General features: G+C 50.4%; 12 protein-coding genes and 1 tRNA gene. 4 read left to right on the top strand and 9 right to left on the bottom strand.

All coding sequences use genetic code 11. From position 1 onward, the window contains the following. Positions 1-48: 48 nt before the first annotated feature. Positions 49-702, bottom strand: coding sequence for a hypothetical protein (locus BLR64_RS14955; RefSeq protein WP_244157713.1), 654 nt, complete (start codon positions 700-702; stop codon positions 49-51). A 187-nt stretch (positions 703-889) separates the two neighbouring features. On the opposite strand from BLR64_RS14955, the gene BLR64_RS14950 reads away from it, so the two are divergent. Beyond that, positions 890-1,183, top strand: coding sequence for a VOC family protein (locus BLR64_RS14950; RefSeq protein WP_139171986.1), 294 nt, complete (start codon positions 890-892; stop codon positions 1,181-1,183). Between the two features lie 71 nt (positions 1,184-1,254). Here BLR64_RS14950 and BLR64_RS14945 read toward each other — a convergent pair whose 3' ends face one another. Both BLR64_RS14945 and BLR64_RS14940 read right to left on the bottom strand, forming a co-directional pair. After that, positions 1,255-1,806, bottom strand: coding sequence for a hypothetical protein (locus BLR64_RS14945; protein WP_090715294.1), 552 nt, complete (start codon positions 1,804-1,806; stop codon positions 1,255-1,257). Positions 1,807-1,900: 94 nt separating this feature from the next. Continuing rightward, complete coding sequence (locus BLR64_RS14940) at positions 1,901-2,845, bottom strand: CPBP family intramembrane glutamic endopeptidase (protein WP_090715293.1); 945 nt, start codon at positions 2,843-2,845, stop codon at positions 1,901-1,903. A gap of 108 nt (positions 2,846-2,953) precedes the next feature. Here BLR64_RS14940 and BLR64_RS14935 point away from each other — a divergent pair, with 108 nt between their 5' ends. After that, positions 2,954-3,490 (top strand): CDP-alcohol phosphatidyltransferase family protein, encoded by a 537-nt coding sequence (locus BLR64_RS14935; protein ID WP_244157712.1) that lies wholly within the window; start codon positions 2,954-2,956, stop codon positions 3,488-3,490. A 17-nt stretch (positions 3,491-3,507) separates the two neighbouring features. Here BLR64_RS14935 and BLR64_RS14930 read toward each other — a convergent pair whose 3' ends face one another. The 3 genes from BLR64_RS14930 to BLR64_RS14920 form a co-directional block, all read right to left on the bottom strand. After that, on the bottom strand, positions 3,508-4,815 hold the full coding sequence (locus BLR64_RS14930; protein ID WP_090715291.1) for a DUF1963 domain-containing protein: 1,308 nt from the start codon (positions 4,813-4,815) through the stop codon (positions 3,508-3,510). A gap of 18 nt (positions 4,816-4,833) precedes the next feature. Then, entirely contained in the window at positions 4,834-5,886 is a 1,053-nt protein-coding gene (locus BLR64_RS14925) for an LLM class flavin-dependent oxidoreductase (RefSeq protein ID WP_090715289.1), read from the bottom strand. A 202-nt stretch (positions 5,887-6,088) separates the two neighbouring features. After that, positions 6,089-7,165: an ABC transporter substrate-binding protein gene (locus BLR64_RS14920; protein ID WP_090715287.1), complete on the bottom strand. Its 1,077-nt coding sequence runs from the start codon at positions 7,163-7,165 to the stop codon at positions 6,089-6,091. A 199-nt stretch (positions 7,166-7,364) separates the two neighbouring features. Between BLR64_RS14920 and BLR64_RS14915 the strand changes: the two genes are divergently transcribed. Together BLR64_RS14915 and BLR64_RS14910 are read left to right on the top strand one after the other, a co-directional pair. Next, positions 7,365-8,480 (top strand): FecCD family ABC transporter permease, encoded by a 1,116-nt coding sequence (locus BLR64_RS14915; protein ID WP_415841115.1) that lies wholly within the window; start codon positions 7,365-7,367, stop codon positions 8,478-8,480. Further along, positions 8,480-9,247, top strand: coding sequence for an ABC transporter ATP-binding protein (locus BLR64_RS14910; RefSeq protein WP_090715286.1), 768 nt, complete (start codon positions 8,480-8,482; stop codon positions 9,245-9,247). The genes BLR64_RS14915 and BLR64_RS14910 overlap by 1 nt, the downstream gene beginning before the upstream one ends. A gap of 108 nt (positions 9,248-9,355) precedes the next feature. Here BLR64_RS14910 and BLR64_RS14905 read toward each other — a convergent pair. The 3 genes from BLR64_RS14905 to BLR64_RS14895 form a co-directional block, all read right to left on the bottom strand. Then, positions 9,356-9,428: transfer RNA gene (locus BLR64_RS14905), tRNA-Lys, on the bottom strand. Positions 9,429-9,585: 157 nt separating this feature from the next. Next, positions 9,586-10,380, bottom strand: coding sequence for a response regulator transcription factor (locus tag BLR64_RS14900; RefSeq protein ID WP_090715284.1), 795 nt, complete (start codon positions 10,378-10,380; stop codon positions 9,586-9,588). Beyond that, complete coding sequence (locus BLR64_RS14895; RefSeq protein WP_090715281.1) at positions 10,373-12,067, bottom strand: sensor histidine kinase; 1,695 nt, start codon at positions 12,065-12,067, stop codon at positions 10,373-10,375. Before BLR64_RS14895 ends, BLR64_RS14900 begins: the two co-directional genes overlap by 8 nt. Positions 12,068-12,128 lie beyond the last annotated feature (61 nt).

The raw sequence follows: 12,128 nt of genomic DNA, 5'->3' as shown, positions 1-12,128 counted from the left end.
TAGTGATGTCCGTGTACCTTCAGCACTTCAGCAGGTAACCAGCCCGTCCTATTCCAGTCCATGCTGCTTCCGGATGTTGTACATCCCGGAAAGCACCAGCTCGGATGGATCGCGGTTCAGCTGGAAGTGTGTGAAGAGCAGCTGGAGCGGAACTGCACAGACATTGTTGCCGTCTGTTATAGACGGGAAGCCTGCCTCGAACACCGGTCCGTGGTCTTCATTCCAGGCCAATCCTGCATGTACCTTCTCCGGCGCAAATTCATCTTCCACTGTCTTGATGCACAAAGGAATCACCTTGTTATCAATGATCGCCTTGGCCTCATCTTCGCTCTCCGGCTGCTTCGGAAGCGGCTGGCCACCCTTGGTCTTCATCAATTCGTGGAAGAAGGAGGACACCCATACTTCCGGGTTCTTGTCCGACTGGAACCGGTTCACCAGCTCGCGCAGGAAAAATCCGGTCGAATAAACATCACCCGATTCATTTTTCACATGGTATACAAAGACAGGTCCAAAAGCCGCCAGATTAATAATCTGGCTCTGCACCTCTTTAAAGTACATTTTCAAAGCTACCATACCATTATGATGAACCGCTTTGATCAGCTCGTTCCATTTCTCTTCGGTCATACCTGCCGGGTTATTGCCGGTTTCCTCAGTCGCTGCTTCAGTTGCTGTTTCATTTACTGTTTCATTCTCATTATTCATTCGTCTTTTCACCCCGCTATCTATCATACCATCAACCGGCCCCGGGTAAAATATAATCCTCATTCCCGCCGGCAGCCTGCACACCTGCTCAAGCCTAACAATCCCTGCAGCAGCGGGCTTTTCCCCATGCTTACGGCGTATTTTTACAATACAGTGAAAACTATTTCCTGTAAAATATTTATATATCATGCTATCACTAAAGGATCCTGAGCAGGAACCTGAAACCTTTGTCATTCATGCAGAGATGCACATTCTGGGCCAGCGGGTCATGCTGAGTGATTATGGCGGTACAGCCGGTTATCCGGCAGAGTCAGTTCAAGAGCTTGTTGCCATATTTGAACACGAAGCTGCACTGAAACAGGCCTACGACAGCATAAAGACCGGAAGCACAACCATTACTACGCTCGGTCCGGTTTCCTACAGTCCGTGCATGGTACAGTTTGCCGATCCTTTCGGCGTCCGCTGGTGCTTCATGGTTTGATTTCGGCACGCAAAAAACACCTTCACAGCGATCACTGTGAAGGTGTCTGCACCTCTTTAAGTTACAGCGGTTTATTTGGCCGCCTTGGCTGCGTCGAGAATTGCCTTGAGGTAACCATGGGTATCTACAAGTGTAGCTCCGCTTACTGCATCAACTACCTGCTCAGCCGATTTGTATGTCAGTGTCTGTTCCAGTGATTTGATGGTTCTGCCTGTTGCGAATTTCTCGATCGCTGCCAGGTTCTTGTCATATGCTACAGTAGAGCCTGCAGCTTCTGCCATGTGCTCACTGTAGTATTTGCTGTTGGCTTTTTTGGAAGCAAGAACAACGTTAGGGTCTTTATAATTCTGGCCAAAGTCTTTATCCGAGTTAGGCACTCCCTTAGCCACATCAGTGCTCAGGAACTGGTAGTCATCCAGCGAAGCAGCTACGATTACACCGTTCTGAACGACTGCAACTGCTACAGTAAAGCATTTAGTCCCATGGGCTGCTGCCTCTACACGGCCCACTTTCAAAGGCGCACTGGCTGCAGAAGATACGTTGTTAAGTGCACCGCTGTTGCCTACGCCTACAAGTGCCAGTGAGAGTCCAGCCACCAGCATTAATTTTGTAACTTTTTTCACAAACATTCCCCCAGTCATGTTATAAAAAACGCTTACAACCTATTTTTATCAAATTCTAGCATTAAACACTGTTACAAATGTTACTAGAAATATGTTAATTAGTGGAATCCGGCAGTGCCTGCTGTTTATGCCATAACTTGATGACAATGATAATCCCAAGTAGTAATACAAGGGTTGTAACCGCTCCTCCCTCCGGACCAAAGGCTCCGCCTGTAAACATCACCGGTCCCGTCTGACTCAGCTTTACGAGCGACTGCCCGTTATCGGGAAATCCGCTAACCGGAAAACCGTAAACATTGCCCAGCGTAACGTTCCACGCAAAGTGCATACCGCAGACACCCCAAATATGCTTAGTAAGAATTGCATAGCCAGCGAAGAATACTCCGGACAAGATCAGATTGGTAAAAGACAATACAGTAACCCCGGCACTGAACAGATGAAAAAATCCGAATATAACGGAAGACAGCAGGATTGCAAAAGCAGGTGAGCTTTCCTTTGCCAGCACGGGAATAAGCCAGCCCCTTACGGCCACTTCTTCCGCTGCACTCTGAACAATCCAGCCAAGAGCAATAACTGCCGCCAGCGGTGTTATAGATGCAAGATGAGAGGCCTCCACCTGTACCATGTCCATCCCCAGCAATATGGCAGTGACTGCTGAAATCGCACAGAACCCGATGAGAACCCCAGTCCAATAGGCTTTAAGCGGTTTGACTGCATGAAGTCCTGCCGATTTGAGCGGACGTTTTTCGATCAGAACGATCCATAAACTAAATAGGACAACTTGTATAGCGCATACCATTATCTTCCGGAAAGCCTGCACCGTAGCTTCATCCACCCCCAAAGCCTGTGATAGACCAGAGGAGACCGCGAAAAAAAACAACCGGCCTGCAGTCAGGCTCCCCATCCACAAGACAAAATAAAGCGGCACCAGCATATAAACCTTTATCTTCAGTCTGCTGGCCCCAGCCCCGGCAAATAACACATTGCTCCTCAAAATATCATTTAGTCTCTGAATAGCAAGCCACCAACTTTTATACATTATTGTAATATTCACCCTATCACGAAAGCTGGAGGCTCAGATATAATAAAAGTCCCTCCCCTTTATATACACCATCACCAAATCCCGATTATGATTTCAGGAGGCATAATGATCAGACATCTACCTAACGCGCTCACCGTTATGCGGATCATTGGCTCGCTCAGCCTGCTGTTTGCGGAGCCGCTATCCGGCATGTTTTTGACCATATATACCCTGTGCGGGGCAACCGATGTGCTGGATGGCTATATCGCCCGCAAAACAAACAGCGCCAGCGAAGCTGGCGCAAGTCTCGACAGTGTAGCCGATGTATTTTTTATAGGCGTGTTACTGCTGGTTTTCCTCCCGCTCCTTCAGCTGTCTGCATGGATCATTTGCTGGATAGCCGGCATTGCCGTCATCCGCACCGCCTCGCTCCTAACCGGGTGGGTCAGATACCGCGCTCTGGCGTTCATCCATACCTATGCTAACAAGGCAACTGGATTGCTGCTGTTCTGCTTCCCGTTTCTGTACACTCTGCTTGGACTTGCGGTAACCGCAAGCCTGCTGTGCTTCGCAGCCAGCCTGTCAGCCCTTGAGGAGCTGGCTATTAATTGCAGATCACAGGAGCTAAATAGGGATACCCGTTATTTCCAATGGAAAAGGTAGACTGCCAGCAACATACATCACGACTGCTGAAACAGTGTGGCAGACACCCTGCCCTCGGGGCATAAGAACATGTAATAGATCCCTTCCCCGTACTCCTCTACCGCTTCCCAGTCCAGCTGGCCGATAAAATGCATTCGCTGCGAGCAGCAGGGACACTCTGGATATTCTGCATCCTGAATCCAGGTCGGATACCCGCCAATCTGCGAAGCCCAAGGCTCCATAGTCCACTGAACGGCATGGTAGGTGTTCCTCGGTTCCTCTGCGATCCGGAATTGTTTTCCGGCAGACAGATATTCCCTGCTCTCCTCGGCCGGATTCCTGTCCGGCAAATAATCAGGCTTCCGGTTAAAAGCACTCCACCGCGCTCCCTGCAAGGAATCCAGCTCCATGTAAACCGGACCGTAACAGCTGCAAATGACACAGGTCTGCACCTGCAGCCGTTGTCCGGTCACAGGTAGGCGTTCAACGGATGGGTGACCTGCTTGAATATCTGCCAGAATGGTCAGCGGACCCCCGCACCACTCACAACTCTGCCCACTCTCCGTCAGAAAGCTTGCCGCAGGTTCCACCGGATACGCACCGGCGGCAGCAGGACCGGTTTTTTCAACAGCATAATTATCCGGATAAAATAAATCCCGCCGCTTTCCGTCCTGAGTCAGCTCCCAGCCGGCTTCATGTGCATACTGTTCAGGCGCTATATACAGCTCCTCAGCCCATTCCGGCGCATGCTCCCTCCATTCCCGGAAGCGCTGAACGACAACGTCGTCACCGATCCAGCTTAATACAAGCAGCAGGGAATTACGGTTCCCCCCGTCTGTTTCCACCTGCTCCAGCAGCAGATCCCGGATATGCGCCGGTGCATGTTTATACAAAAATGCCGGATCGTATATTTCCCGGTGAATCAGCTCAGCAAGAATGCCGGTTCCGCTCAGCAGCCGGTTGTTATAGCAGACGAGCGACATCAGGATTTCAGTGCAGGTCTCTTCATCCCCTGTCTGCAGTAACTCAACAGCATAAGCCTCAAGCCTGCAGGCTTCCTCTGCGGAAAGTGTGCGGTACAGCTCCTCCTTGCCCGATCTATAGGGTGCGTACACAATCAGCGGGTCATGGGGTCTGGAAGCATGCATAATCTTCAGTACCTCGACAGGGTCTGTAATGCCTGCATATAAATCCACTGTTTTGCGGTGCTGCATAATGTAGGCCTGCCGTTCCTGACGTTCCTTTTCCTGCACGCAGGGCATACAGTAGCCGCCGGTTTTCTGAAAAGTAGCCGGAAGAATGGTCGCGCTGCAGCCTTCACTTTTGCAGGGGATGCGTTCTGTCATTGATAATCCTCCTTTTGCCTACTGCTTCTCCTCCCAGCGGGCTATCTCCTCGCGCACCAGCGGAGCAACCTCTGTTCCCAGGAGCCTGATGGACTCCATTACCTCGGCGTGGGCCATAGTACCATGCGGGACATGCAGCAGGAATCTGGTGATGCCGACTTCCTTGCGCAATTGAATGATTTTGTCCGCAACTGTCCGCGGATCGCCGACGAATAACGCACCTTCTGGACGGACTGCCGCATCATAATCGGCGCGGGTATACGGAGGCAGGTTCTTCTCAACTGCCCGGACATTGGTTCTGGCAAAGGTGGACGGGAAGAACTGCTCAATTGCCTTAGGCGTACTTTCCGCAACAAAGCCATGCGCATGCGCTGCAACCGGCAGCTTGGCGTGGTCATGGCCGGCTGCTGCTGCAGCTTCTTTATACAGCTTCACCTGCGAGGCAAAATCCAGCGGCCGGACTGGGCCAATCATTGCCAGCGCAAACGGCAGGCCGAGTGTACCGGAGCGCACTGCGGATTCCGGGCTTCCCGCACTGGCAATCCAGACCGGCAGCGGGTTCTGTACCGGACGCGGATATATTCCTAAATTATGTATAGCGGGTCTGTGTCTGCCTTCCCAGGTCACCCGCTCAGACTGCTGAAGCTTCATCAGCAGATCCAGCTTTTCATCAAACAGGCTCTCATAATCCTGCAGATCGCAGCCGAACAGCGGAAATGATTCTACAAAAGAACCCCGGCCGACCATAATCTCGGCCCGGCCGTTACTTAGTCCGTCCAGAGTGGCAAAATCCTGATAGACCCGCACCGGATCAGCCGATGACAGAATCATCACTGCACTGGTCAGGCGGATTCTGCCCGTCAGGCTTGCTGCTGCAGCCATAACCACTGCAGGAGAGGAAGCGGCAAAATCAGGCCGGTGATGCTCCCCGACACCATACACATCCAGACCGACCTGGTCGGCCAAAACGATTTCTTCTACTACTTCACGCAGCCGTTCTGCGTGGCTCATTGTTTTTCCTGTGACCACATCGGGTGTGGTTTCCACAAATGTACTGATACCAAGTTCCACGGTTCTGTTCCCCCAAGCTGATGTTAATCGCTATTACACTATTACTATTACTATTACTATTACTATCACTTCACTATTCCATCATTCTATCTCTAAATTGCTGAATATTCAAAATTAATATTTACTAGGCTTCCGGCCGCAGCAAAAAGCAGGCCGGACAGCTGTATCGCCGCCGGGCCTGCTTTTCGTAAGGATATCTTTTTTACTGGTTAGCCAGAATATCGGACAGCAGCTTCTCGGCCCCGTCAAAGATAGAGTAGCTGTAGCCCCAAAACTGATTGAAATCGATCAGGTAGATCGCTTTATTCTTGATGGCATTCAGGCTTTGCAGCGACGGATCAGCATAGAAGGCCTTCAGCGTAGTCTGCGGATCAACACCGCCGGTGTAAACGGAGAGGAGCAGTACATCAGGGTTCGTGGCAAGCAGCTGTTCTTTGCTTACATCGCCTGTTACATCGCCGAAGCTGTTCTTAAGACCAAGCAAACCAAGCACATCACCGGCAAAAGTATCAATATTACCGCTGTATACGGCAATTGCCCCGTTTCCGCCGTCGGATACATAAGCGAAGGTCTTGGCATTGCTGGATGCAGATTCATCTTTAATCTTCTGTGCACGTTGTTTAAGTTCCTCGATATAAGCAGCAGCATTCTCCTGTACATCAAAGATTTGGCCAAGCTGCTCGATATCCTTATACAGGCTGTCCAGAGTAGCACCCTTCACGCTGGTGTTCTGCAGGTAGGTTTTGATACCCATCCCGTTCAGGCCTTCCACGGTTCCAACACCCCAGTCAGCGTCTGCGAACAGGTCGGCACGTCCCAGGACCAGATCCGGGCTTGCTCCGACAACCAGCTCTTTGCTGGCATAATTCTCGGAGATTACCGGGATTTTTTTAAATTCCTCCTGGACAGAAGGATCGCCCGCACCGTACAGTGCGGCAACGCCTACCATCTTGTCAGTCAAGCCCAGCTTGATCAGCAGCTCAGCGGCACCTTGAGTATTAGCCACGACTTTCTCTGGCGCTTTGTCAAAGGTCACTGACTTGGCTGTCCAAGGGGTGCCCTCACCGTTATTGGTGTAATTCTCAATCGTCAGCGGATATACCGTTTTTGTACTCGGAGCAGCAGTCGGAGCCTCAGTTGCCTCCGCAGCAGTATTAGTTGGCGCTGCCGTAGCAGCAGAAGCATTCTCATTCTGTGTACTAGATGAACAAGCTGAAAGTATTCCTACCAGCAGCAAAACCGCCAGTACCGGTGCGAATCTCTTGAATACGTTAATCATTATTCCTATCCCCTTTTCTATATTTCTGGTAACAGCCTTGCTTGGATTAGTTTCGCTTGGTATAACCTTCCGTTCTGCAAGGAATACAATCGTAGAATATAGAAAGCAGCACCATCTGTCAATGATAATAATTCTCATTGACAACGATTCTCATTATGCGATATATTTTAAATTAAAACGTTATAATGAAGGAGCCCCTATGAACGTTATGCAAACCGATATAGTCGCTAAGCCGGCATCCAAGCATTCGATTATCAGCAGCCGTTACGGATTCACTGCAGTTATTATCGTTCTGCTGATCATTACTGTTCTTTCCGCTGGTGCTGCCGTCTCCTTTGGACAAGTTGAAATTCCCGTCTCTCAGTCCTACCGGATTCTGCTCCATCAGATTACCGGCATTCAGATTGGAAATGTACAGGATCTGACTTCGGGATCATTTGTAGACATCATCTGGAAAATCCGTTTCCCGCGAGTACTCATGGCTCTGTTCATCGGTGCTGGCCTTACACTGTGCGGTACCATTATGCAGGCAGCCGTTCAAAATCCGCTTGCTGATCCATACATACTAGGCATTTCCTCAGGCGGGTCGCTTGGTGCAACCTTCGCTATTCTGATCGGCTTCGGCACGATGGGTATTCTGGGACAGACCGGCGTAGCCTTCTGGGCTTTCGCCGGTGCTGTCGGCGCTTCATTGCTTGTGCTGCTCCTGGCCAATGCAGGCGGCAAAATGACCTCCGTCAAGCTCGTACTGGCAGGTATGGTTATAAATGCGTTATGTACCGCTTTTGCAAACTTTATCGTCTATTTCGCCAACAATGCCGAAGGCATCAAGACCGTGACCTTCTGGACCATGGGCAGCCTGGCCGCCTCTAGCTGGGATAAGCTGCCGCTGATCGCGGTGTCTGTGACGCTGGCGGCTGCATTTTTCCTGATGCAGTTCCGTGCCCTGAATGCCATGCTGCTTGGTGATGAAGCGGCGGTCACGCTGGGGATTTCACTTGGCGCTTACCGCAGAGCCTATATGATTCTTACCGCCCTGATTACCGGTATCATGGTCGCCAGCTGCGGAATGATCGGCTTCGTCGGCCTGATTATCCCCCATCTGGTACGCGGACTCGTCGGCTCTGATCACCGCAGGCTGCTCCCGGCTTCTATCCTGTTTGGTGCCATCTTCCTGATCTGGACGGACGTTATTGCCCGGACTATTGTGCCAAATGTAGAGCTGCCGATCGGGATCATCACAGCCCTGATAGGCGCACCAATGTTCATGTACATGCTGGTCAAAAAAGGCTACGCGTTTGGAGGCAAATCTTAATGAATTTAAACGTTGAACATCTGGCTGTCTCTTTTTCCAATGTCAATATTGTCAAGGATGTATCGCTCAAGGTCCGCAACAAGCAGTTCGTCGGCCTGATCGGGCCGAACGGCTGCGGCAAATCTACGCTGCTGAAGAGCATTTATAAAGTCATCAAGCCTAAGCACGGAGATGTCTTTCTGTCTGACCTTGATGTAATCAAAGCAAGCCCCAAGGTGGTTGCGCAAAAGCTGGGCGTTGTCGGCCAGTTCAACGAGCTGAGCTTTGATTTCAAAGTACGCGAGATGGTAGCTATGGGCAGGACCCCGCATAAAGGCATGCTGGAAACGGACAATAAGCAGGATCAAGATATTGTAACCGGTGCCCTGCGCAAGGTTAATCTGGAGGGTCACGCAGAACGCAGCTACAATTCACTGTCGGGCGGCGAGAAGCAGCGTGTCATCCTGGCCCGTGTACTCGCCCAGCAGCCGGAGTTCATGATTCTCGATGAGCCGACCAATCATCTGGATATCAAATTCCAGCTGCAGATTCTGAACATTGTCAAAAAGCTGGACATCGGCATTCTCGCCGCACTTCACGACCTTACGCTTGCAGCAGAATACTGCGATTATCTGTATGTGATGAAGCAGGGGCAGGTTGCCGCCAGCGGCAAGCCTGAGGACATTCTGACTAAGGAGCTGATCGGGCAGGTGTTTGATGTAGCCTGCGAAACCTATCGCAATCCGGTTACCGGTGCGCTTGGTTTTGCTTATTTGGAGACCAGATAACCTGAATCTGTGTATAACAAAGAGCGCCTCCCTTTGCCTGAAGGGAGACGCTTTTTTGATATGTAAATAAACAGCAAAAGAACGGCATCGCTGCCGTTCTTTGTATGATGGACTCTCAGGGGCTCGAACCCTGGACAAATAGATTAAGAGTCTACTGCTCTACCAACTGAGCTAAGAGTCCATATTATTTAGCTTGTATTTATCAACGCCCTCAAAAGGAACTCTTATAATATACCTCGCATCGATATAAAAGTCAATCATTTATTTTGCAGCTGCCTGGACTCACTCTGCCGGGCAGCTGCCATGACCTTCTCCAGTCGGCCTCAACAATCTGTAAATCACCGGCCCGGCTCTCCCCTGCCGAATCTCTCCTGGTAATAGCTTGGAGTACACCCCGCGTATTTTTTAAAGATGGCTATGAAATATTTATAATCCTTATATCCTACATCCGCAGCAATTGCATAAACTTTGTCCTCTCCGCTGCTCAGCAGATCCATCGCTTTCTGAATGCGGTAACGGTTCAGAAAATCGTTGAAGGTATAGGTTGTTTCACTTTTGAAGGTCCGGTTTAGATAAGTGGCGCTAACGCCCAGGCTGTCAACCAGATCCTTAATGCCGATTTTCTCCGCATAATGCTCCTGGACGTATTGGATCATTTTGGATACATAACGGGATGATTTCCCGGGCAGCTTCACGACAGACGCCTGCAGCAGCTCTCCGTTTCCGGCTCCGGAAGTGATCATCGCAGTGTACTGCCGTTTCATTTCCAGCTGGCTCTTTGCACGCTCCAGTGCAGCTGATAGCTGCTCCTGTTCCAGCGGCTTCAGCAAATACTCGGTAACCCCCAGCCGGATAGCATCCTTGGCCAGCCTGAATTCATCATAGCCGGACAAAATGATATAGCTGCAATCCGCTTCCTCTACACTATGCTCAATCATGGAAATCCCGTCCATCAGCGGCATATTTACATCAACAATTACAATATCGGGGTGAAGAAGCGCAATCTGGCGGAGTCCCTCCTCACCGTTCTCGGCTTCCCCCACAATTACACACCCGGCTCCCATCCAGTCAAATGTAAAACGCAGGCCTTTACGGATCATCTCTTCATCCTCAACCAGCAGCACCTTAAACATCCGCGTCCTCCTTCCTGTATGGCAATACAAAAGTAACCCGGGTTCCCTCTCCCTGAGTGCTGTCAATCTGAATGCCATAATGCTCCCCATACATCAGCACAAGCCGCCGGTGTAGATTATGCAGCCCGATATGCGGGGCACGGTTATCCTGCGACGCCATAATGGTCCGGACCTCCTCCAGCCGTTCGCTGCTCATCCCTCCCGCATTATCCTTCACCTCAAGGATCAGATCCGCCCCCTCCACATGGCCTTTCACTGTAACCGCTACGGTCCGGCGCTGGCGGTATCCGTATTTGATTGTATTTTCGATGACTGGCTGCAGCATCAGCCTGGGAACCAGTGCAGACTTGGCCTCCCGGCTTACTTCTTCCCGGTAATAGAGCCTGTCCTTGAATCTTATCTGCTGCAGCTTCATGTAGCCTGCAATATACTCCAGATCATCGCCCAGCACAACATGGTCCCTTTCGTTGCCAATACTGTAGCGCAGATGTCTGGAGAGAGTAAGCACCATATCCTGAGCGAGGTTATTGTCTACAACAATAGCGTAGCGAAGCGTCTCCAGCACATTAAATATAAAATGCGGGTGAAATTGCGACTGCAGATGCTTAACCTCAATGACCCTGCGCAAGTCGGAAAGCTCCACATTCTGGACGACTAGCTCATTCAGGCGCTGCAGCATCTGATTATATTGGCCCGCAAGCGTCTCGAACTCATCCCCGGTGCTGATATAGACATAGGAGTCCATGTTGCCTGACTCCAGCTCTCTGACGGCATAGATCAGCTTATCTATCGCCCGCGACTGGCGGGTAGAGATAATGCGGGCAGAATATTGAATAACAAACCATAGCAGCAGACTGGCCATCACAAAAAACACAGCCAGTGACCAATAGGCGCTATGATTCCCCTCAGCAGCGCTTAACGTGTAAACTCGCCACTGCGATAACGGTATGTATGTTTCTTTACTGTAGTACTTTCCATTATCAATCCGAACGTAGCCCTTGGAATCGCTGGACAGGCTGTATTTATTCATCAGCCCCTGCGTCAGATTATTGGTAGTGGCAATAATGGTGCGGTAAGGATCAGTAACCACGGCAATTTCGTTATTCTGCACAAAGATCAGCTTCTGCATATCCAATTCATACAGCTGATAGATCAGATAACCGAGCACGCCCCCTCCGTTACGGATTTCATGGGCGAATGTATAGGCGGTATAACGGTCATGCGAGAAACGGATATGATTGGTTTCGGCAAGGAGCGGCAGGCCTTGGCTGTGCATCCGCCGGGCAATCGCCTGCAGCGCGAGATCAGACGGTTCAGAATTATAGTTGGCAGATGAGGCTATGATCTTCCCGTCCGCACCGGTAATATACATAATGCTTTTTACCTGCTGCCGGTTATTGAAGTCATAAAACCGCTTGAATACCTCTGGACCATGATTACGTGATCTTGCAAAAGAAATTACGGTTTCCAGTGCTGCAGCTTCGCTCATTTCTTTAACATAAGAGCTGTAAACCGACTCCATCGATGATTTGATCTTCCTGCCCGCTTCCGCCGTCTGACTGACCAGCACAAACCGCGAATTGATCATCATGAATACGAGAAAAAGCACAAACAAAATGGAAATCGGCACAAGGGTGTGCAGAAGAAACATCCGGCGCAGCGAATCCTTGAAGCTTCTTTTTACCATTGCGCCACTCCCTTTCTGATACATCCTACTATTCTACCCGACTGTCCGGTTTCAAGAAACC

This window comes from Paenibacillus typhae (assembly GCF_900099765.1).
Classification (GTDB): Bacteria; Bacillota; Bacilli; order Paenibacillales; family Paenibacillaceae; genus Paenibacillus_AQ; species Paenibacillus_AQ typhae.
The sequence above is the reverse complement of the archived record's forward strand: the minus strand, read 5'-3'. Positions and strand labels throughout refer to the sequence as shown.